This is a genomic window from Rhodanobacter sp. B04, from assembly GCF_002001125.1.
Lineage (GTDB): Bacteria > Pseudomonadota > Gammaproteobacteria > Xanthomonadales > Rhodanobacteraceae > Rhodanobacter.
Window position 1 is genome coordinate 1 of sequence record NZ_MUNV01000016.1, and the last position, 20,703, is coordinate 20,703.

Here is a 20,703-nt window from a genome sequence, read left to right on the forward strand (position 1 = left end):
CCCGGACAAAGCTTCAAAGATTGTTGTTCAATTGTTGCAAGAGCTGCGCGCCGTGCCTCCGCGCAAAGTATCGTCTAACTACTCGTTCAAGGCGGACGGCTACGCCGCCGCTTAACTCCAGCGTTAGCCATCAATGATCTCCATAAGCCAACGAACCAGAGACATCGTTTTCCGCAGCGGCGTTGCGCTTTTTGTCGTGGGTGGTGCACTTGCCTATTGGTCGCTTCAACGTTTCAACGACTTACCCAACTACCTGCGTATCGCTACCTTCATCCCCATCATGAGTTCGTATGTCATGCTGCGTATCGACCAATATCGCAACTGGAGCTCCGTCACAGGCATCGCTCGCGGTTATGCAATCGGGGCATTACTCGCGCCACCAATGCTTTTGGTGGGTTCTCTCGTTTGGCTTCTTGCCGCACCAGCTGCGCATGGCTAAGCAAACGATCTCCTTGGACAAGGCTTGGCATGGCATCCATTTCTTACTTACTGGCACGGCTTGGGAAGTTAAGGGCCCAGCGGGGCAGGCCATTCTCGGCGGTCGGGAATTTGGTGAAGACATGGGTTACGGGCCAGCTCGTGTGTTGTCAGTAGCTCAGGTAAAAGCAATCGCGGAAGCGCTCGCCAAGATTACGCCTGAGAACCTCTCCGTCCGATACAGCCCGGATGCGATGACAAAGGCCGAGATCTATCCAACTATCATTTGGAACAGAGAGGGTCCTGAAGCCCTTGTGTTCTTACTCAACTATTACAAGCCTCTTGTTACGTTCTATCGACGCGCAGCCGAGAAAGGGCAACTTGTGGTTATTGCCATTACGTAGCCCTAACCATTCGTTCAAGGCGGACGCCTCCGGTGCCGCTTAACTCCAGCGTTAGACACTATGGAATATACGCTTCACTACCGATCCACACGCGCCGAGATTTGGCGCTGGTACTGGCGCTCTTGGAGAACCAAGTATTGGTGGCAGCAATGCCTAATGGCTGCCTTCGTAACTATGATCGCCCTGAGTATCTCTGCTGCGCCTTTCAGCTTTCGTCAATTCGGAACGTCCTTCGCCGTTGTTCTGCCCCTAGTCGTCGTTGGTTTGGCTTTACGCACGCAAGTCCTATTCAAAAATGAGGAGCGCGTCCTCTCTGTTGGCCCATCGGGTTGGTCTACCCGCATCGGTAAAAAATCAGGGGCCCGGTCGTGGGCTGAAGTTGCAACGGTCCAAGAAGCGCAGGATGCTGTTGTCATTGTTGGCACTAATGGCAATGGTCTCATCATTCCTTCTCGGGCTTTTCCAGACACGGCATCCAAACAACAATTCTTCATCGACGCTCGGCGTTGGCACGATGGTCGTGGCGTCTAACTATTCGTTCAAGGCGGACGGGGCTACGCCGCCGCTTAACTCTAGCGTTAGGCGTTAATGGAGAGATCACATTGATCCGATATATGTTCACCGCATTCTTGCTGGTTGCCAGCACAGCCTCAGCTGCCGAGCGCTTCATCCCACCGCCCGCCCCGCAGATAGTTGAAGGCTCGCCAGTCGCAGTGGAGCGAGAGGTGCTTGGCTCAGATCAAATCATCCACATTCCTAGATCGTCTCCAGCTCGCTTCCACCAGCTCGTCGGCGACTATGTGGTCGGTCTCTATTGCTCTGGAGATCATCCTTTCAAGGCGCAGCTCAGTCCTCGGACGTCACCTTTTGGCTCAGTCAATGAGGAACTTATCTTTCTAACGCTCCCGGACGGGCAGGACTCTAACTGCGTCCTGACAATCCTCGATCGCTCCGCTTATCCATGGAAGCGCCTCTTCCACGGTCCGATAGGCTCGATTCCGAAGATCACGGATTAGCACCTAACCATTCGTTCAAGGCGGACGGCTTCGCCGCCGCTTAACTCCAGCGTCAGGCATCATGAAAACACTCTTCCAAAAAGTAGCGTTGCTTGCGACCTTTATCATTTCCACCTCTGCATCTGCCGCACAGGCGGAAGTTCGCTTCATAAAGTTTCCAAACCGCGATGTCGGGCGACTAGGGCAGATCGATAAATTGACCATAACGGTAGCGTGCAGTCGGATATCGCAGCTTGCGAACATTCCGGAGCTATATAACATCCGTATGGGTTACGAAATGCCCACCCTAAATGATTTCGAAGCAACACCAAGACTGGGCGCTGCAGCAGTTGACTTGCGGCGATGGAACAATGTCATAGGGATCTTGATTCCGGCCGACGCGGATAGCGCGTCGTGCTTTTCTGTGACAGTTACAGCGGTAGGGCGTGGCGCTGGAGTTTCTGATGTCACACAGAAATGGACCGGGCATGAACTTGGCTTCTAAAGTTTGCCTAACATCTCGTTCAAGGCGCACGGCTTCGCCACCGCTCAATTCCAGCGTAAGGCGCACATGGCGCGTGCGATTCCTCCGGCCTTCGCCGGAATGACGGTTCGGCGTGTTTTCGGGGCTTTCGGAAATCACTTCTGCAAAGCCAGAACACCGTGCTGCCCTACTCTTTCTTGATCGCATGGCCGCCAAATTCGTTGCGCATCGAGGCCAGCAGCTTGTCGGCGAACGAATCGTTGTCGCGCGAGCGGAAGCGTTCCATCAGCGACAAGGTGATCACCGGGGCGGACACGTTGAGTTCGAGCGCGGCGTCGACGGTCCAGCGGCCTTCGCCGGAGTCGACCACGTAGGGCGCGATGCCGTCCATGTTCGGGTTCTTGCCCAGCGCATCGGTGGTCAGGTCGAGCAGCCAGGAGCGCACCACGCTGCCGTAGCGCCAGATCTCGCCGACCTGGTGCAGGTCGAGGCCGAAGTCCTCCTTGTGCTTGAGGATCGAGAAGCCCTCGGCGTAGGCCTGCATCATGCCGTACTCGATGCCGTTGTGGACCATCTTGGTGTAGTGGCCGGAACCGACCGGACCGACGCGGCCCCAGCCCTGGTCCTTGCCGGGCGCCAGCGTTTCGAAGATCGGCCGCAGCGCCTCGACGGCCTGCTCGTCGCCGCCGATCATCATGCTGTAACCCTCCTTCAGGCCCCACACGCCGCCGCTGGTGCCGCAATCGACGTAGTTGAGTTTCTTGTCGGCATATGTCTTGGCACGACGCAGCGTGTCCTTGTAGTTGGAGTTGCCGCCGTCGATCACGGTGTCGCCCGGCGCGAGCGCGGACAACAGCGCGTCGACGGTGTCGTCGGTGATCTTGCCGGACGGCACCATCAGCCATAGCACGCGCGGCGCGGGCAGCGTCTTGACCAGCGCCTGCAGCGAGTCGGCCGACGCTCCGCCCTGTGCTTCCAGCGCCTTGCGCGCATCTGCGCTCGGGTCGAAGCCGGTGACCTTGTGGCCACCTTGCAGCAGACGTTCCGCCATGTTGGCGCCCATCTTGCCGAGACCGATCATGCCAAGTTCCATAACGTGTCCTTAGGTTGGGGGTGACGAGATGACAAGTTGTCCATCTTACGCAGGCCGCGATAAATCGGCGTGAGCGCAACAGCCTGCATGTGCTTGACGATCAGCCTGCCAGCCAGCGCTGCAACCTTGCGCGCAGCCGCTGGGTGACGCGGGTGCGCATATAGGCCTTGGCGGCCTCGCGGATCGCCTCGGCCTGGGTTGGGTAGGCGTGGATGACTTGCGCCAGCGTGCGCAGGCCGATGCCGGCGACCATGGCCAGGGTGATCTCGTTGATCATCTCGCCGGCATGGCGGGCCACGATGGTGGCGCCGAGGATGGTGTCGGTGCCGTCGCGGATATGGATTTTCACGAAGCCGATCTCTTCGCTGTCGGTCACCGCGCGGTCGATCTGGTGCATCGGCACGGTAAAGGTCTTGACCGGGATGCCTTGCCGGTTGGCCTCGCGCACGTACATGCCGACATGCGAGATTTCCGGGTCGGTATAGGTACACCACGGGATGACCAGCTTGCTGAGGCGCTTGCGACCGCGCATCAAGGCGTTGTGCACCACGATGCGCGCCGAGGCGGCCGCGGTGTCGGTGTACTGCTCTTGCAGGCAGACATCGCCGGCGGCATAGATGCGCGAGTTGCTGGTGCACAGGAAATCATCGATTGCTATGCCGGCGGCGGCATCGTAGTCGACGCCCGCCGTTTCCAGATCCAGCCCCTGCACGTTCGGCACACGGCCGACCCCGGTGAGGATCGCGTCGACCTCGATGGTGCTGCGGTAATCGGCGCTGATCAGATCGACCAGCTTGTGGCCGTTCTCCATTCGCACGCCAGTGACCTGCGTATTCAGCCGCACCTCGAGGCCGTCGCGCGCGAACGCATCGGAAAGAATCTGCGCGGCGTCGCGTTCCTCCCGCTCGAGGAACAGCGGCTTGTCCTGCACGATGGTGACGTTCGCACCGAGATGCCGAAACGCCTGGGCCAGCTCGCAGCCGACCGGGCCGCCGCCGATCACCAGCAGGCGCGGCGGCAGTTCGGTCAGGTTGAAGACGTTGGCATTGGTCAGGAAACCGGCTTCGCGCAACCCCGGGATGCTCGGTACGTGCGGGCGCGTGCCGGTGGCGATCATCGCCTTGGCGAAGCGCAGCTTCTGCTCGTTCACCATCAGCGTGTCGGGCCCGGCAAAGCGCACATTGCCGAAGAACATGTCGACGCCGAGCGCCGCCAGCCGGCGTACCGAGGAACGACCGCTGAGGTGGCTGCGGATGCGCCGCACGCGCGCCATCACCGCCGCGAAGTCGACTTCAATATTGTCCGGAACCTTCGCGCCATAGCGGGCCGCATCGCGCATCTCGGCATACAGCCGCGCGGTACGGATCAGCGCCTTGGAAGGCACGCAACCGGTGTTGAGGCAGGTGCCGCCGATCAGGTGGCGCTCGACCATCGCCACCTTGACGCCCATCGCGATGGCCAGTTCCGCGGCGGCGATGCCGGCGGATCCGGCGCCGACGATGATCAGCGCGTAGCGATCCACCGGCTCCGGATTGACCCACGCCTGCGGATGCACGTCGGCGAGCCGCTTGTTTTCGCAGGCATCCTGCGGCGTGGTGACGGTGGCATCGAACGGCGGCATCAGCGCGTTCCTTCCGCATGGCCTTGGCGCAACCAGCCACCCTCGAATCCGGCGCGCTGCAGGCCGTCGCTGAGGTAGCGGCAACCGCGCGTCAGTTGCCAGATGAAGCCGCTGCGGTGGTTCTCGATCATCATCAACACGACGCCCTGGTCAAGCCCGTAATGGCCTGCCGACACCCACGGCTGTCCGTCGCTGGCACCCACGCTGGGATTGAAGCCGCTGCACAGCCGGTCGTCGGTCAGGATCTGCGGATAGCGCATCAGCAGGTTGCGCATCGCTTCAAGCACCGACTCCGGCGCGAAGGGCAGCGAGGCCAGCACGGCCGGGGGCGAAAGCGTGCCGTCGTCGGGGCCGTAGGGCACGCCGCGTGCCGCGTAGCCGAACAGGCGCCGTTCCTCGTTGAACACGCCAGGTTGCTCGTCGTTGGGACCGTCGCCGGCGGAAAGCCCCCAGCCGTTTTCGTCGTAGCCCGCGAATTCATGCGGATTGAGCTGCGTATACCTGCGCTGGATGGCAACGGCGCTGCGGCTGTTCTCGAAATAATCGAAGCCCTTCTCGCGCATGAAGCTGTCGCGGATGCCGCGCAGGTCGATCCATGCATGCGAGAACTGATGGACGAACAGCGGACCGGCGTAGAGGTAATCGTGGTCGTACAGGTTTTCCCACTGGTAGGTGGCCGTCCACGCGGTATAGCAATCGCCCGTGATCGGGTGGGTCGGCGAGCCCAAGGCCAGCACGTAGAGCACGATCGCCTCGCTGTAGCCTTCCCAGCCGTAATGCAGGAAGCCGCTTTCGGGTTTCCAGCCTTGCTTGATGGTGCCGCCGTCGCCCTGCGCCCACCGCCAGTCGATGCGCCGATAGAGGAAGTCGGCCAGCTCGCGCAGCTCGGCTTCATCGGGCGTGTCGGCGGTGAAATACAGGCTGGCCGTGAGCACGCCGGCGATCAGCAGCGCGGTGTCGATCATCGACAACTCCGACTGCCACACGCGCACACCGGTGTGGATGTCGAGGAAGTGGTAGTAGAAGCCCTTGAAGCCGGTCGCCGTGGGGCTGCCGCTCTGGTCGCTGTCGCGGAAGAAGCGCAGCGCCGCAAGACTGCGCCGGACGGCCTCGGCACGTTCCAGCCAGCCGCGCTCCACCGCCACCGGCCAGGACGACAGCGCAAAGCCGACCACCGCGATGCTCACCGGCGAATTGTCGTGCGAGGTATCGGCGACCAGGCCGTTGCGCGGATTCATGTTCTGCACGAAGTAACCGAAGGCGGCGCACTGCAGCCGGTCGAGCAGGGCATCGTCCGTGACAGCGGAGAGCGGGCTCATCGGGGACCCCTCGTCGGGTCGAGCGGGTGTTGCGCCTTGTGCATCAACCCGGGTGCGCTGGCGGCGCACCGCTCGCTTCGGTCATTCATTGCGCCATCCTACCCCGCGGCAAGGTGAAGCAAAGGTCGACGCCGCCGTCTTGACGCCACGGATGCCGACGCTGGCGCAAGCTGCGCTTCCGCCGCATACCGCTCAGGACGATCCATGCCATCCCCCTCTTCGCGCACCATCAATCCACGCCAGCATGGCCTTTTGTCAAACGGCCGCTACAGCGTGATGCTGAGCAGCAGCGGCTCCGGCTACAGCCAGTGGCATGATCTGGCGGTGACGCGCTGGCGCGAGGATCCCACCCGCGACCCCTGGGGCAGCTACCTGCTGTTGCGCGACGAGGTCAGCGGCGCGGCGTGGTCGGCCAGCCAGCAGCCGCTGGGCCTGCGCATGCCGGATGACGCGGTGGTGTTCGGCGCCGGTCGCGCCACCTTCAGTCGGCGCCACCACAGCCTGCACAGCACGCTGGACGTGGCGGTAGCGTGTGATGCCGACATCGAGCTGCGGCGCCTCACCTTGAGCAATCACGGCGACCGTACGCGCACGTTATCGATCACCTCGTATGCCGAGCTGGTGCTGGGCCCGGTCGGCGCCGACAATGCGCACCCGGCGTTCTCCAAGATGTTCGTGCAGACCGAATGGGATGCTGCGCATGGCGTCTTGCTGGCCACCCGGCGCCGGCGTGCCAGCAGCGAGGCTGAAGTGTGGGCGGCACATGCACTGCAGGTGGCCGGACAAGCGGCCGGTGCAACGCCCGAATACGAAACCGACCGTGCGCGTTTTCTCGGTCGCGGCCGCACGTTGCGCCAGGCGCAGGCGATGCAGCCTGGCGCCGTGCTGTCCAACAGCACGGGCTGCGTGCTCGATCCGGTCTTCAGCCTGCGTCGACGCGTCACCCTCGCTCCCCATGCCAGTGTGAGCCTGCTGCTGTGGACGCAGCTGGCCGACTCGCGCGAGGGTGCTTTGGCACTCGTCGCGCTAATGGGCAACGCGAATGCCGCCGAGCTGTTGTTCGCCGATGCGGCAAACCACGCCGAAGCCGAACAACAGCGACTCGGCATCGATGCCGCCCGGACGGCACGCTTTGCGCCGTGGATGAACGCCGTATTGAGCAGCGACCCGAGCCAGCGTGCGACACCGGACGACCTGATGCGCGGGCGCGGTGGCCCGCCCACGCTGTGGGCCGCCGGCATTTCCGGCGATCGCCCGATCGTGCTGCTGCGGCTGGGTCACTCGGACGCGTTGCCACACGTGCAGGAGCTGTTGCTGGCGCAGAACTATTGGCGCAGCCAGCGACTGGCGGTCGACGTGGTGCTGCTGAACACCGCCGCCGATGCCGATGGCGATGCCCTGCACAGCGTGATCGCGTCGCTGGCGAGCACGCAGCAGGCATTGTTGAAAGCCGGCGATCAACTGCCCAAGGCCGAATTGTTTGCGTTGCGCGACAACGCGATCGGCGACGACCTGCGCAACGGCCTGCTGACCGTGGCGCGCGTGGTGCTCGACGACGCGCCGCCCACGCCCGCCGCCGTCGCAGCCACCCCGGCGACCACCGTGCGGGCGGTCATCCGCGCGAGCACCCCGGCGGCAGCGATGACAACGGTTGCCGACACATCGGAATTCGCGAACGGCCATGGCGGCTTCTGCGACAACGGACGCAGCTACCGCATCGATCTCGGCGACGTGCAGCCCACACCGGCGCCGTGGGTGAATGTGATCGCCAACCCCGCGTTCGGCTTCCTGGTCTCGGCCGAAGGCGGCGGTTATGCGTGGTCACTGAACAGCCAGCAGAATCCGCTGACGCCGTGGCCGAACGATCCGGTCAGCGACAGTCCGCACGAGGTGCTGTACCTGCGCGACGAGGACACCGGCGTGCTGTGGAGCGCCACTGCGCTGCCGATCCGCGTGGACGGGGCGAAGTACACGAGCACCCATGGCAAGGGCTGGAGCCGCTTCAACCACGACGCGCACGGCATCGAGCTGGAGCTGACCCAGTGCGTGCCGGTGAACGATTCGCTGAAGCTGTCGCGACTGCGCCTGTGCAATCGCTCGGGACGGGCGCGCCGACTGTCGGTCACCGGCTATGTCGAGTGGGCACTGGGCGCGAATGGCACCACGCCGGCACCCTACGTGATCACCTCGCGCGACGAGCCCACCGGCGCGCTGTTTGCGCGCAATCCATGGCGGCCCGACTTCGGTGACCGCGTGGCGTTCATCGACATGGCCGGTCAGCAGCATTCGATGAGCGGCGATCGCCGCGAATTCCTCGATCCGCTCGGCACGATCGCGCGGCCCGCCGTGCTGCGCGACGACCGGCCGCTGTCCGGCCGGCTCGGCGCCGGGCTGGATCCGTGCGGCGCGCTGCAGACGCGGATCGAGCTGCCGCCGGACACAGAAATCGAGCTTGTCTTCATGCTCGGCGATGCGGCTTGCGAAGCCGATGCGCAGGCCCTGATCGCGAAATACCGCGCGGCCGATATCGACGGCGTGCTCGCCGATGTCGCCACGCAATGGAACGGCCTGCTCGACACGGTGCAGGTGCGCACGCCGGATCGGGCGCTGGATATCCTGCTCAACGACTGGCTGCTGTACCAGGTGCTCGGTTGTCGATTGTGGGCGCGCACGGCGTACTACCAGGCCAGCGGGGCGTACGGTTTCCGCGATCAGCTGCAGGACGTGATGGCGTTGTGCGTCGGTCGCCCCGACCTGGCGCGCGAACATCTGCTGCGCGCCGCCGGCCGCCAGTTTGCCGAGGGCGACGTGCAGCACTGGTGGCTGCCGCCGGGCGGCCAGGGCATCCGCACGAAAATCAGCGACGACCGCATCTGGCTGCCCTATGTCGCCATGCATTACGTCAGCACGAGCGGCGACAGCGCCGTACTGGACGAGGTGCTGCCGTTCCTCACCGGCCAGGCGATTCCTGCAGGCGCGACCGACGCATTCTTCCAGCCCGCGGCATCGGATCAGCAAGTCTCGATCTACGAACACTGTGCGCGTGCGATCGACTCCAGCCTCACCCGCGGCGCGCATGGCCTGCCGTTGATCGGCACCGGTGACTGGAACGACGGCATGAACGCGGTCGGCGAAAAGGGCCGCGGCGAAAGCAGCTGGCTCGGCTGGTTTCTGTTGAGCACGATCGCGGCGTTCGCGCCCTGCGCCACGCAACGCGGCGAGAACGAACGCGCCGCGCGCTGGCTGGATTACGCCGACGATCTGCGCCCGGCGCTGGAACATGCCTGGGATGGCCAGTGGTACAGGCGTGGCTATTACGACGACGGCGCACCGCTCGGCTCGCACGGCAGCGACGAATGCCGGATCGACACCATCGCGCAGTCGTGGAGCGTGATGGCCGGCGCGAGCGATCATGCCCATGCGGCGCAGGCGATGGCCTCGGTCGACCAGCTGCTGGTCGATCGCGAGCACCGGATCGCGCGCCTGTTCACCCCGCCGTTCGACCGCAGCCAGGAGAACCCCGGTTACATCAAGGGCTATCCGCCCGGCGTGCGCGAGAACGGTGGTCAGTACACGCACGGCGCGACCTGGTCGATCTTCGCATGGGCGAAGCTCGGTGACGGCGATCGCGCCGGCGGCCTGTTCGACCTGCTCAATCCGATCCGGCACAGCGACAGCGCCGAAGCGGTGGCGCGCTACAAGGTGGAACCCTATGTCGCCTGCGCCGATGTCTATTCGGTGGGCGCGCTGACCGGCCGCGGCGGCTGGACCTGGTACACCGGCTCCGCCGCGTGGCTGTATCGCGGCGGCCTGGAGGCGGTGCTTGGCTTCCATCTGCAGGGCGACAAGCTTCGCGTCGACCCGTGCATTCCACGAGAATGGCCGGGTTTCCGGCTCAGCTATCAACATCGCGGCAAGCGGCACGTGAGCCGCTACGAGATCAGCGTGGAGAATCCGGGCCAGGTTTGTCGCGGTGTGGCGAACGTTGAACTGGACGGTCAAACGCTGGTTGCCGGTGATGCGGTGACGCTGGCTGATGATGGGCAGACGCACCAGCTACGCGTCGTGCTTGGTTAGCGATTATCGGCTACAGGGTGGTTCGGTGGTTGGCGGCTATTTCGATCTTCGTCATTCCGGCGAAAGCCGGAGGGTGCTTCACAACAGCGAAGCCGGTCATGCAGTCCCTTTGTCAGGCGTTGGATTGTGGCCTTCGCCGGAATGACGGCACATGTTGGATCGCCGCGAGCACCCATCCCTCACCCCAACCCCTCTCCGGCCGGGAGAGCGGGCGAAGCTAGCGGCGCCGCGTGCGCGACGCACCCAGTTTGCGGGTAAGCGTGTTGCGCCCCACGCCAAGCGCGTGCGCGGCGTTCTGGCGATGCCCTTCATTGGCCAGCAACGCCGCCTGCAGCAAGGTCTGGTCGAGTGCTTCGCGGGCGCGGGCATGGATATCCGCATCGCCCCTGGCCAAGGCATCGACAGCCCACTCGCGCAACGCATCCGTCCACTCACCGCTACCCCCAGCGCCAGCGATGGCGCCGCCGAGATCGGCAGGAAGAATCTCCGCGCCCGGCGCGATCACCGCCAGGCGCCGGCACAGGTTTTCCAGCTCGCGCACGTTGCCGGGGTAGTCGCGCTGCGCGATCTGCTTCAGTGCCGCGCGCGAGAAGCGTTTCGGCGGCAGCTTCAGTTCCTGCGCCGAGGCGGCTAGGAAGTGCTGCGCCAGCAGCGGAATGTCGCTGCGCCGCGTGCGCAGCGGCGGCAGCTCGATGCGCACCACGTCGAGCCGGTGCATCAGGTCGGCGCGGAACTGGCCGGCGCTAACCCGCGTAGCCAGATCCTGGTGGGTGGCGGCGACGATGCGCACGTTGCCGCGGATCAGTTCGCGACCGCCGACCCGATAGAACTCGCCGCCGGCGAGCACGCGCAGCAGTCGGGTCTGCAGCGCCAGCGGCATGTCGCCGATCTCGTCGAGGAACAACGTGCCGCCTTCGGCCTGCTCGAAACGGCCGGCGTGGCGGCGCGTGGCGCCGGTGAATGCACCGGCCTCGTGGCCGAACAGTTCGCTCTCCAGCAATTCGGACGGAATCGCCGCGGTGTTCAACGCGACGAACGGCTTGCCGCGCCGCGCGCTTTCCTCGTGCAACGCACGCGCCACCAGTTCCTTGCCGGTGCCGGTTTCGCCGGTGATCAGCACGTTCAGATCACTCGCCGCCACGCGGCCGATCAGGCGGAATACCTCGCGCATCGGCGCACTCTCGCCCAGCAGCGCATGGTTGGGCGCGATGACCTCGCCGACGGCCATCGCGGGTGCCGCCACGCTCGCCAGTGCGCGCTGCACCACCGCGACCGCCTGGTCGAGATCGAACGGCTTGGCCAGGTAATCGACGGCGCCGGCACGATACGCCGCGGCGGTGGTGGCGACGTCGGTGTACGCGCTCATCACGATCACCGGTCCAATGCCCTGCGCCTGCAAATCGGTCAGCAGGCTCAGGCCGTCCTCGCCCGGCATGCGCACATCGGTCAGCAGCAGGGCCGGTCGCGCTTCCCGCAAGGCCGCACGCACGCTGGCCACCTCGCCGAACTCGCGCACCGCCAGGTCGGCATCGCGCAATGCCTCGGCCAACACGAAGCGGACGCCGCGATCGTCGTCGACGATCCAGATTTCCTGCAATAGCGCATCCTGTGCGCGACCGGGTTCCCCGCGCATCTGTTCGCGTCCTGGGTGCGCTCTTGCCGCGGGCGATTTGGCTCGATCAGTCATGCACTCTCTCCAACGGCAGATACAGCGAGAACACCGTCTCACCCGGCCGGCTCGTGCAACGCAGCTCGCCGCCATGCTCGTGCGCGATCTCGCGCGACAACGCCAGCCCCAGGCCGGTGCCATCCGCGCGGCCGGATACCAGCGGCTGGAACAGCGTGTCGCGCAGCTGGATGGGCACGCCGGGGCCGTCGTCGATCACATCCACGCGCAAGGCCATGCGCAGCATCCGCTCGCCCACGCGCAAGCCATGCTCGACGCGCGTGCGCAGGGTGAGCGTGTGTGCGCCCGCCTCGAGGGCGTTGCGTGCGAGGTTGAGCAGCACCTGCTGCAACCGGCCCGCATCGCCGTGCAGGTCCGGCACACTGGGATCGTAGTCGTGGCGCAGTTGCGGCGGCACCGGCTCGGCCTGCAACAGATCGGCAAGCCGTTCCAGCAACTGATGGATGTTCACCGGACCAAGCTGCGCCGCGCCGTCGTGATGCAGCAGGCGGTTGGCCAGCGTGCCGAGACGGTCCGCCTCATCGATGATCAACCCGGCCAGCGCCTGCAGATCCTCGCTGCCGACCCGCCGCTGCAGCAGCTGCGCCGCGCCGCGCAGGCCGGCCAGCGGGTTCTTCACCTCGTGCGCAAAGCCGCGCAAGGTCGCCGACAGCGGCGAACCGTTCGACGGCGGCGCGACCAGCGCATGCACCTCCAGCAACAGGCCATCATCGAACGGCTGCAGCGCGATGTCCGCGAGGGTCTCGCGGCCACTGGCCGCCACCAGCGACATGCCACGGCATTGCAGCGGCCGCTGCTCGGCCAGCACACGCGAGGCTTGTGCCAAGGCCTCTTCATCCAGCCACAGGCCCAGCGGCTGCCCGACCGCACTGCGCGGCCCCAGCTCCAGCCACTCGGCCAGCGCCGGATTGATCCACAGCAGACGCAACCCGGCATCGACCCAGGCCAGCCCGGTCGCCATCTGCTCCGCCCACACCCGCCAGCCCGCCTCGTTCATTGCACCATAATGGGCAATGACTCGAAATGGTGCAATCGGACAGGACAACAAAGTTTGCAGACAACTTCTGTCGGTGGCCAACCACAGAATTTCGCGTTGCGTCTAGTCGGTGAATGGCTCGCCATCGTGCAAGAAAGTGCGGTACATTTCACGAAACGCAATAACTTGCGTGACGCAGTGGCCACGGATTGCGCTGATCCAGATCGGATGCACTCGTCGCGCCGCTTGCCCGTAAACAGGGGAAAACTCATGAGTCACCTTTACAGGCTGATGCGGCTGGTCTGCCGCGTTGTCGGGCATCGCTGGATCAGGCCCGAGCCCGACCGCCGCAATTGTCTGCGATGTTCACGCGTCGAACTCAAGCGCTGGCGTGTCTGATCCGCCTTATTCGGAACCACGAACGGGTTGAGTTTCAAGAGATCGTTGGTTTGCCGGGGGGCAAATCAGCGATGGCTATTCCGGGAGTTCGCGCCCTTTCGTCTATCCAGCTTGCACCGTTTTTACATGCCAGGGGGTTGTGAATGCGTCGGATCGTGAGGCGGGTGCGGCAGTTGCTGCCGGTGATGGGGATCGCGTTTTCCTCACAAGCGATGGTCACGCCACCACCCAGGCGGACGGTCCGAAGTCCCCGTCCCCGCGGGCGCATCATCAGCCTCTGGCTGGATGCACTGGAACGCTGGCTGCTCGCCCCTGGAAATCACTGGCGCTGGCTGGCCCGTGCCTTGGAGGCCGGATTCACGGCGTTGACCCTCGCCCTGCTCGTATCGATTTGCATGGAGCACGAACATAACCGGGGAAACCCTGGCCGGGCGCTTCAAAGCGGCAACCGCACAGGCGCGTCCAGCGCACACCATAATCCAGAGGCCGATGCCGGAACCCGCATCGCGCACATCGCCGCCGCAACGGGTGGCTTGCCTGTCTTCCACACCCACATGAGAGTCGGCACCGCGCTCCCGCGCTGACAACCCTCAAACACAAAAAACCCGCTGCAGGCCTTGAAGTCGAAGGCTTGCAGCGGGTTGTGGCTTACCTGGAAAGGCGGTAAGCCTGGAGACTCAGAGCGAGTAGTACATCTGGAATTCCAGCGGATGCGTGCTGGCGCGGTACTTGGTGACTTCCTTCATCTTCACTTCGATATAGGCATCGATGAAGTCGTCGGTGAACACGCCGCCGGCCTTGAGGAAGTCGCGGTCCTTGTCCAGCGCTTCCAGCGCGGCGTCGAGGCTGGAGCAGACCTGCGGGATGTTCTTCTCTTCTTCCGGCGGCAGGTCGTACAAGTCCTTGTCGGCCGGTGCGCCCGGGTCGATCTTGTTGATGATGCCGTCGAGGCCGGCCATCATCAGCGCGGTGAACACCAGGTAGCCGGAGTTCATCGGGTCGGGGAAGCGCACCTCGATGCGGCGGCCCTTCGGGCTGGCCACGTACGGGATGCGGCAGCTCGCCGAGCGGTTGCGCGCGGAATAGGCCAGCATCACCGGCGCCTCGAAACCCGGCACCAGGCGCTTGTAGCTGTTGGTGGTGGAGTTGGCGAACGCGTTGATCGCGCGGGCGTGCTTGAAGATGCCGCCGATGTACCACAGCGCGGTCTGGCTCAGGCCGCCGTACAGATCGCCGGCGAACAGGTTCTCGCCGTTCTTGGCCAGCGACTGGTGCACGTGCATGCCGCTGCCGTTGTCGCCGACCAGCGGCTTGGGCATGAAGGTGACGGTCTTGCCGTTCTGGTGCGCGACGTTCTTGATGACGTACTTCATCGTCAGCAGTTCATCGGCCTTCTTCACCAGCGTGTTGAACTTCACGCCGATCTCGCACTGGCCCGCGTTCGCCACTTCGTGGTGATGCACTTCGACCTTCTGGCCGAGCGACTCCAGCACCTTGCACATGTCGGCACGCAGGTCGCCCAGCGAGTCGACCGGGCTGACCGGGAAGTAGCCGCCCTTCACACCCGGGCGGTGGCCGGAGTTGTTGCCTTCGTACTTGTAGCGCGACGACCACGCCGCTTCCTCGGAACCGATCTCGTAGAACACGCGGCCCGGGTCGTTCTGCCAGCGCACCGAGTCGAAGATGAAGAACTCGGGCTCCGGACCAAAGAACGCGGTGTCGGCGATGCCGGTGGCCTTCAGGTACGCCTCGCCGCGCTTGGCGATCGAGCGCGGGTCACGGCCATAGGCCTGCATGGTGCTCGGCTCCAGCACGTCGCAATGCAGGATCAGCTGTACGTGCGAGCTGAACGGATCGAGATGAGCGGTGTCCGGATCCGGCAGCAGGATCATGTCCGACTCGTTGATGCCCTTCCAGCCGGTGATCGACGAACCGTCGAACATCTTGCCGTCCTCGAACGTCGACTCGTCGATCGCATGGGCCGGGAAGGAAACGTGGTGATGCACACCGAGCATGTCGGCGAAGCGGAAGTCGACGAATTCGACCTCGTGTTCCACGATCAGATCGAGCACTTTTTGAGCAGACATGGCGGAGCCTCGGAGGGAATGGGATATCGCTTTAGAGCAAGCCGCGTGCCATGACGTGAAATCGTTGTGGCACAGGCACTGGCGCAGAAAACGGGTACGGCGAACGCTTGTGGTAGCACCATCACGATACGGAGTGATGATAGATTTTGCACCATTATGGCGCATTTCGTCAGGCTGATCGTGCTCCCGTTCCGCGGCACCGGTAGACACCGCAGCATAGATAGTTTGTACCTGTTGCACATCCTTTGCTGCTGGGGGTATCTGCAAACATTTGGTGTGCGCAGGGTGTCAGCCTCAAGTGCATCGTCGCGCCGACTGGCACGCCTGACGCCGGCGACAAAATCAACGCTCCGATCATCCAGCGGCTCATCCGCCAGCACACGCCTCGCCCGCAGCAACTTCCCGGATTTCAAGCGGAGCGTCTAACTCACGCTATTCGAGTGTTGGACGTGAGTGTGGGTCCATTGATGGCGCCGCCACGCGGCGGGCGGCGCGCCGAACTCGCGACGAAAGGCGCGACTGAATGCGGTGTCAGTCTGATAGCCCACGTCTTCGGCAATGCGCGCCAGCGGTGCGTTGCTTCGACACAAGAGATTGGCCGCGAGCATCATCCGCCATTGCGTGAGGTACTGCATGGGTGAACTGCCCACCAGGCGATGGAAGCGTTCGGCGAGTACCGACCTCGACGTGCCGATCGCATTCGCCAACGTTTCGAGCGTCCATGCTTGCGCGGGGCCCGCGTGCATGGCGTTCAACGCGGGCCCGACAATCGGATCACCCAGCCCGGCAAGCCAGCCGGCGCGACCGTCGCGCTGCTCGTTCACGTACAAGCGCAACACCTCGATGACCAAGACTTCCGCCAGTTTGGCCAATACACCGGCGCCGCCGGGACGGGGCGAACGCGCCTCAGCCAGCGCGTAGCGCACGGAAGCTTCCAGCCACGTACCTGCATTCGATCCACGCACATTGACCTTCACCAATGAAGGCATGCCCGCCAGCAACATGCGCGCGAGGCGCGCATCGCATGCGAGGTAACCACAAACGATGCGCGTGGTCGGGCCGCCACCACCGTAAGCCAGTTGCCGCGGTCGACGCGACAACACCGCATCCAGCCGCCCACTGGCCGCCGGCGCAAGCCCGGGCTGCGAGTTCATCCGATGCTCATTACCGCGAGGAAAGAGCACGACATCACCAGCGATCAGGCGCGTCGGCGGCTGGTCGGCCAACTCGACGAAACATTCGCCCTCGGTGATCAGGTGAAAGATCACTACCCGCTCGGCGCCGGGTTCGAGCAACGGCGCCAAGGAATCCGCGCATGGCGATTGGTAGCTCCAGGGTGCCGTGAACCTGGCCTGGATGAAGATGGCGCCGACAAGACGCACCACACGGAGAATTTCCGATAGCGCGTCCATCAGACGGCATCGATATCGATGTGCAATGCCACCGGCGTTGCGCTGCGCACCGCACTGGGAACCGGTGAACAGGACTGGCTGTTTTTCACCAGCATTCGCAGCCGCTCCGGTGCAACACCATGCGCGCCGATGCGTACGTGCAATTGCACGTCGCACGGCCCGGCGAATACGGGTTCGCCGTCTGCGTCCGCCATGCCCAGGAGACCGCGTGCATCCGAGCGACTGGTCGCGATCACCTCAAGCATGGTCAGTTCGATAGCTTCCTCGGCGGCGGCCATCGCAATGCAGGTCGTGAGACACGATGCGAGTCCGGCGCGAAACAACCAACCCGGTGTCACCTGATCGCCGCTGCCGCCCAGCTCGCCCGGCATGTCCGTCACCATGCGGATGCCGTTGGCATGACTCGACACGATGCGCGTGCCCCCTTGCCAACACGCCGTAGCAGGCGCGTCATCGTGAAGGCCGGCCTCGGGGCGGCGATGGAAAACGGCTTTGGCGCGCTGCAAGGCGCTTGCGATGTCTTGCATGGTCATGGCGACCTCCACGGCTACCTCATGCTGCTTGATTGTGGGCGCCTTGCAAGGCACCGCCAAGAGGTTCGCGCGGGTGCTGCCCTTGCTCCGGACGATCGGCCAAGTCACGGCGACGCAGGGGCAGGACAGCGAGTCGGCTGCAGCCTCAAGCTAAGTTCGCGGGGACTCACGACTGCGCTGCCCGCATTCGCAGCATCACTCAAGTCCAACTACCGAAACGGGAGAACGATCATGCCATTCCTGAACGTGAAACTGATCGAGGGCGTTTTCACGCCGACGCAAAAACAGGACATGATTCGCAAGCTCACCGAAACGATGGTCACGATCGAAGGCGAGAATATGCGCCCGGTGACATGGGTGGTGATCGAAGAGGTGAAGAGCGGCGATTGGGGCATTGCCGGCAACCCGCTGAGCACGAGCGATGTGAAGGCCCTTGCGGCAGGTCACTGACAGGTTGTCGAGCGGGCTGTCGCGCCCTTCCCGACAAGCTTCAGCGTCCGATTCCAGGCGTCGGGCAACCAAACGCCTGCCTCGGTCAGGGCTTTGTCGCCCCATGAGGGCCCCGGCTCACGCCGGGACTCTCACGCCGCGTGACAGACCACCGATCGCCTAGAAGTCCTGCTTGAAGCGGATACCGATCGTGCGTGGCTGGCTGAAGCCGGTGTAGACCTGCCCATCGGGATATTGCGGCACCACATCGTGGGCGCCGCAGATCGTCACGCCGCACTCGGTGAACTTGTACTGCGCCGCGCGTTTGTCGAAGGCGTTGTCGAGGTACACGTTTACCGACCAGCTGTTCTTCTGGATACCGGCGGAAAGATCGACGGAGTTGTAGGCAGGGAGATCGCCCAGCAGGTTGCGTTCGACCAGCCGCAGGTCGGTCGTGCGTTCACCCACGTGCACGAACGCGCCCTGCACGAATGCGTCGTAACCGCCCAGATTGAAGCTGTAGCGCGCAATGAGGTTGCCCTTGAACCGCGGCGTGATCGGCAACTGGGTGCCCGTGGGCGCCTGCGGCCCGCTCACCGCCTCGCCCGTCTGCGGGTTGATCGTGCCGGCCGGGCAATAGGTGACCGGGGTACCGGCGGCATCGGTAAACCCGCAGTAGTTCGCGGTCAGCTTGGCGTCGTACAACGCGACGCCGGCACTGAGGTTCAGGTTGTAGGTCGCCTGCCAGTTCAGCTGCGACTCGAAACCGTCGATGCGGGCCGAATTGGCGTTCTCGATGATGGTCAGGCCATTCGGACCCAGGATGTTGAACTGGAAATGGTTCCAGGTCTCGCGGAACACCGCGCCGTTGAACGACAGCCGGTTGTCGAGCCAGGAAGTTTTCCAGCCGAGCTCGAGGTTGGTCAGGAAATCCGCCTGATAGGGCGGCAGATCGCCCGCGCGGTTGACGCCGCCCGGACGGAAGCCTTCGGAACGGGTGAGATAGAGCATCTTGGTGGGCGTGATGTTCCAGGTCAGGTTGTACTTGCTGAGCGAGCCGCTTTCCTTCACCTGCTTGTTGAAGTCCAGGCACGGCGCGCCCTCGAACGGATCCGGCGAAATGCAGCCGGCCTGGCCATAACTCGAGTTCGGCGAGAAACCGCTGCTGAAGCCGTAGAACCCGTACAGGTTGTTGCGGGTGCGGAAATAGCGCTCGCCCACCGTGCCGGTGAGCACGTCAGGGATGAAGTCGTATGACAGTTCGCCGAACACGGATTCGTCATGGTCGTAGCGCATCTGCTTGGTCAGCCAGATGGTGTTCGGCCAGCCCGGCACGGACAGATCGGACCCCAGGCCGTTGATCTGGTAGTCCTGCATGATGTCGTGCTTCTGTTTCTGCCAGAACGCGCCGGCGACCAGGCGCAGGCGATCGTCGCTGGGCGAGGCAATGCGCAGCTCGTGGCTGCTGTTGGTGTAGTGGTCGCGGTCGGTGATGTATTCGGACGGATTGATCAGGTTACCGCTGTTGTCGTGGATGTAGGCGCCGTACTGAAGCAGGGTGTCGTACCAGAACGAGTAGTCGTTGTAGTCGGTCTGCTCCTCCTGGTTGCGCTTGAGATGGGCATAGGCGTAGGTCAGATCCCAGTTGCCGATCTTGCCCTGCACGGTCAGCGCGCCCTGCCACCAGCGGTCGTCGACGCGCTCGGGATAGAAGTGGGTCACCGCCAGCGAGCCCACGGAGGGATCGCTGGCAAAGGTGCCGTGCGAGATCGTCTGCTGGCCCATCAAGGTCGGGCTGATCGACCAGTCGTCGTTGAGGTCGACTTTCAGCGCCGCTCGCGCACCGTTGGTATTGACGTCGTTGTAGTCGTTCCTGGCGTGCCCGACGCACTGGAGGCTCGAGCTCGGCGAATTGTTGTCGCTTGGTACGCAGCCAGGTTCGTTGCTGATGGTGATGCCGGACACCGGGAACGTGCGCGTGCCGGCCACGTTGTCGATGTAGCCGGCATCATGCTCGTGCCAGCCGACCAGGCGAACCGCCGCGTTGCTGCTGATCGGCAGATTGAGCATTCCCTCGAAGGTGTCGCCGATGCCACCGTGGTCGACCTGGTCGGTGCCCACGGTGTAATTCGCCGCAAAACCACTTGGATCAGGCTTGTTGGTGATGATGCGCAAGGCGCCGGCCTCGGCGCTCGCGCCATACAGCGTGCCCTGCGGCCCGGCCAGGACCTCGATGCGGGCGATGTCGTACATGTGGATGTCGAGCGGCCCCTGGATCGTGGTGACCGGCTGGTCGTCCAGATACACGCCCACACTCGGCTGCGAACCGGAATGGTTGGTGTTGCCGCCGCTGGCCACGCCGCGCATGTAGATGGTGGCGAAGCCGGGCCCGGTGGCGATGCCGCCGCCGCCCTGCTGGAACGTGACGCTGGGCAGGTACTTCACGTAATCGTTGAAGTTCTGCACCTGCAGTGCCTCGAGCTGATCCGCCGCCAGCACGTTGATGCTGATCGGCACCTTCTGCAGATTCTCGGTGCGCTTCTGGGCGGTCACCGTGACCACGCTCAATGTGGTGGGTTTCTGCTTTGCGGCAGCTGCCGTGGTCGATGGCGCGGGTGGCGTGGCGTCCTGCGCGAGGGCAGGCGCGGCCATAGCCAGGCAGATCGCCGTGGCCAGCGGCAAGCGGACCAGCCGCACTCGTTGTGTTCTCGTGATGTGTTCGGATCTGTTCGCGTGCATAAGCTCCCCCTCTCTAGTCCACGACAATCCA

At 64.1% G+C, this 20,703-nt stretch carries 16 protein-coding genes; 7 read left to right on the top strand and 9 right to left on the bottom strand.

From position 1 onward, the window contains the following. Nucleotides 1-133 precede the first annotated feature (133 nt). The 4 genes from B0E46_RS17750 (at nucleotide 134) to B0E46_RS17385 (ending at nucleotide 2,321) form a co-directional block, all read left to right on the top strand. The gene (locus tag B0E46_RS17750) at nucleotides 134-439 is read left to right on the top strand and encodes a hypothetical protein (RefSeq protein ID WP_168171198.1); all 306 of its coding nucleotides are present in this window, start codon (nucleotides 134-136) and stop codon (nucleotides 437-439) included. Continuing rightward, on the top strand, nucleotides 432-821 hold the full coding sequence (locus tag B0E46_RS12195) for a YfbM family protein (RefSeq protein WP_168171199.1): 390 nt from the start codon (nucleotides 432-434) through the stop codon (nucleotides 819-821). Before B0E46_RS17750 ends, B0E46_RS12195 begins: the two co-directional genes overlap by 8 nt. Nucleotides 822-977: 156 nt before the next feature. Beyond that, nucleotides 978-1,352, top strand: coding sequence for a hypothetical protein (locus B0E46_RS17380; protein ID WP_139350526.1), 375 nt, complete (start codon nucleotides 978-980; stop codon nucleotides 1,350-1,352). Nucleotides 1,353-1,898: 546 nt separating this feature from the next. Next, nucleotides 1,899-2,321: a hypothetical protein gene (locus B0E46_RS17385; protein WP_139350527.1), complete on the top strand. Its 423-nt coding sequence runs from the start codon at nucleotides 1,899-1,901 to the stop codon at nucleotides 2,319-2,321. Between the two features lie 166 nt (nucleotides 2,322-2,487). Here B0E46_RS17385 and gnd read toward each other — a convergent pair whose 3' ends face one another. The 3 genes from gnd to B0E46_RS12215 all read right to left on the bottom strand — a co-directional run bounded on the left by gnd (nucleotide 2,488) and on the right by B0E46_RS12215 (nucleotide 6,333). Continuing rightward, the gene (gnd, locus tag B0E46_RS12205; RefSeq protein ID WP_077556072.1) at nucleotides 2,488-3,393 is read right to left on the bottom strand and encodes a phosphogluconate dehydrogenase (NAD(+)-dependent, decarboxylating); all 906 of its coding nucleotides are present in this window, start codon (nucleotides 3,391-3,393) and stop codon (nucleotides 2,488-2,490) included. A gap of 100 nt (nucleotides 3,394-3,493) precedes the next feature. Continuing rightward, entirely contained in the window at nucleotides 3,494-5,014 is a 1,521-nt protein-coding gene (locus B0E46_RS12210; protein WP_077556073.1) for a mercuric reductase, read from the bottom strand. After that, nucleotides 5,014-6,333 (bottom strand): glucoamylase family protein, encoded by a 1,320-nt coding sequence (locus B0E46_RS12215; RefSeq protein WP_077556074.1) that lies wholly within the window; start codon nucleotides 6,331-6,333, stop codon nucleotides 5,014-5,016. Before B0E46_RS12215 ends, B0E46_RS12210 begins: the two co-directional genes overlap by 1 nt. Nucleotides 6,334-6,537: 204 nt before the next feature. On the opposite strand from B0E46_RS12215, the gene B0E46_RS12220 reads away from it, so the two are divergent. Further along, nucleotides 6,538-10,410, top strand: a complete 3,873-nt coding sequence (locus B0E46_RS12220) for a glycosyl transferase family 36 (RefSeq protein ID WP_077556075.1) — start codon at nucleotides 6,538-6,540, stop codon at nucleotides 10,408-10,410. Nucleotides 10,411-10,627: 217 nt separating this feature from the next. Here the strand turns inward: B0E46_RS12220 and ntrC are convergent, their stop codons facing one another. Together ntrC and B0E46_RS12230 are read right to left on the bottom strand one after the other, a co-directional pair. Further along, a complete protein-coding gene (gene ntrC / locus B0E46_RS12225) occupies nucleotides 10,628-12,043 on the bottom strand; it encodes a nitrogen regulation protein NR(I) (RefSeq protein ID WP_077556076.1) in 1,416 nt (471 codons plus the stop codon). A 46-nt stretch (nucleotides 12,044-12,089) separates the two neighbouring features. Next, on the bottom strand, nucleotides 12,090-13,094 hold the full coding sequence (locus tag B0E46_RS12230) for an ATP-binding protein (RefSeq protein ID WP_077556077.1): 1,005 nt from the start codon (nucleotides 13,092-13,094) through the stop codon (nucleotides 12,090-12,092). 521 nt (nucleotides 13,095-13,615) lie between these two features. Between B0E46_RS12230 and B0E46_RS12235 the strand changes: the two genes are divergently transcribed. Then, nucleotides 13,616-14,056 carry a hypothetical protein gene (locus B0E46_RS12235; protein ID WP_077556078.1) on the top strand — a complete coding sequence of 147 codons (441 nt, stop codon included), beginning with the start codon at nucleotides 13,616-13,618 and terminating at the stop codon, nucleotides 14,054-14,056. A 93-nt stretch (nucleotides 14,057-14,149) separates the two neighbouring features. Here the strand turns inward: B0E46_RS12235 and glnA are convergent, their stop codons facing one another. The 3 genes from glnA to B0E46_RS12250 form a co-directional block, all read right to left on the bottom strand. Continuing rightward, nucleotides 14,150-15,559 carry a type I glutamate--ammonia ligase gene (gene glnA, locus B0E46_RS12240; protein ID WP_077556079.1) on the bottom strand — a complete coding sequence of 470 codons (1,410 nt, stop codon included), beginning with the start codon at nucleotides 15,557-15,559 and terminating at the stop codon, nucleotides 14,150-14,152. A 422-nt stretch (nucleotides 15,560-15,981) separates the two neighbouring features. Next, nucleotides 15,982-16,971: an AraC family transcriptional regulator gene (locus B0E46_RS12245; protein ID WP_077556080.1), complete on the bottom strand. Its 990-nt coding sequence runs from the start codon at nucleotides 16,969-16,971 to the stop codon at nucleotides 15,982-15,984. Then, nucleotides 16,971-17,504 carry an OsmC family protein gene (locus B0E46_RS12250; RefSeq protein WP_077556081.1) on the bottom strand — a complete coding sequence of 178 codons (534 nt, stop codon included), beginning with the start codon at nucleotides 17,502-17,504 and terminating at the stop codon, nucleotides 16,971-16,973. Before B0E46_RS12250 ends, B0E46_RS12245 begins: the two co-directional genes overlap by 1 nt. Before the next feature lie 231 nt (nucleotides 17,505-17,735). Between B0E46_RS12250 and B0E46_RS12255 the strand changes: the two genes are divergently transcribed. Continuing rightward, the gene (locus B0E46_RS12255; RefSeq protein WP_077440814.1) at nucleotides 17,736-17,954 is read left to right on the top strand and encodes a 4-oxalocrotonate tautomerase family protein; all 219 of its coding nucleotides are present in this window, start codon (nucleotides 17,736-17,738) and stop codon (nucleotides 17,952-17,954) included. Between the two features lie 159 nt (nucleotides 17,955-18,113). Here the strand turns inward: B0E46_RS12255 and B0E46_RS12260 are convergent, their stop codons facing one another. Beyond that, entirely contained in the window at nucleotides 18,114-20,585 is a 2,472-nt protein-coding gene (locus B0E46_RS12260) for a TonB-dependent receptor (RefSeq protein ID WP_174567083.1), read from the bottom strand. Nucleotides 20,586-20,703: the final 118 nt, after the last annotated feature.

Excerpts from the sequence above, each read along its gene's own strand:
- B0E46_RS17750 (WP_168171198.1), top strand. The coding sequence starts at position 134 with ATGATCTCCATAAGCCAACGAACCAGAGACATCGTTTTCCGCAGCGGC.
- B0E46_RS12195 (WP_168171199.1), top strand. The coding sequence starts at position 432 with ATGGCTAAGCAAACGATCTCCTTGGACAAGGCTTGGCATGGCATCCAT.
- B0E46_RS17380 (WP_139350526.1), top strand. The coding sequence starts at position 978 with ATGGCTGCCTTCGTAACTATGATCGCCCTGAGTATCTCTGCTGCGCCT.
- B0E46_RS17385 (WP_139350527.1), top strand. The coding sequence starts at position 1,899 with ATGAAAACACTCTTCCAAAAAGTAGCGTTGCTTGCGACCTTTATCATT.
- gnd (WP_077556072.1), bottom strand. The coding sequence starts at position 3,393 with ATGGAACTTGGCATGATCGGTCTCGGCAAGATGGGCGCCAACATGGCG.
- B0E46_RS12210 (WP_077556073.1), bottom strand. The coding sequence starts at position 5,014 with ATGCCGCCGTTCGATGCCACCGTCACCACGCCGCAGGATGCCTGCGAA.
- B0E46_RS12215 (WP_077556074.1), bottom strand. The coding sequence starts at position 6,333 with ATGAGCCCGCTCTCCGCTGTCACGGACGATGCCCTGCTCGACCGGCTG.
- B0E46_RS12220 (WP_077556075.1), top strand. The coding sequence starts at position 6,538 with ATGCCATCCCCCTCTTCGCGCACCATCAATCCACGCCAGCATGGCCTT.
- ntrC (WP_077556076.1), bottom strand. The coding sequence starts at position 12,043 with ATGCGCGGGGAACCCGGTCGCGCACAGGATGCGCTATTGCAGGAAATC.
- B0E46_RS12230 (WP_077556077.1), bottom strand. The coding sequence starts at position 13,094 with ATGAACGAGGCGGGCTGGCGGGTGTGGGCGGAGCAGATGGCGACCGGG.
- B0E46_RS12235 (WP_077556078.1), top strand. The coding sequence starts at position 13,616 with ATGCGTCGGATCGTGAGGCGGGTGCGGCAGTTGCTGCCGGTGATGGGG.
- glnA (WP_077556079.1), bottom strand. The coding sequence starts at position 15,559 with ATGTCTGCTCAAAAAGTGCTCGATCTGATCGTGGAACACGAGGTCGAA.
- B0E46_RS12245 (WP_077556080.1), bottom strand. The coding sequence starts at position 16,971 with ATGGACGCGCTATCGGAAATTCTCCGTGTGGTGCGTCTTGTCGGCGCC.
- B0E46_RS12250 (WP_077556081.1), bottom strand. The coding sequence starts at position 17,504 with ATGACCATGCAAGACATCGCAAGCGCCTTGCAGCGCGCCAAAGCCGTT.
- B0E46_RS12255 (WP_077440814.1), top strand. The coding sequence starts at position 17,736 with ATGCCATTCCTGAACGTGAAACTGATCGAGGGCGTTTTCACGCCGACG.
- B0E46_RS12260 (WP_174567083.1), bottom strand. The coding sequence starts at position 20,585 with ATGGCCGCGCCTGCCCTCGCGCAGGACGCCACGCCACCCGCGCCATCG.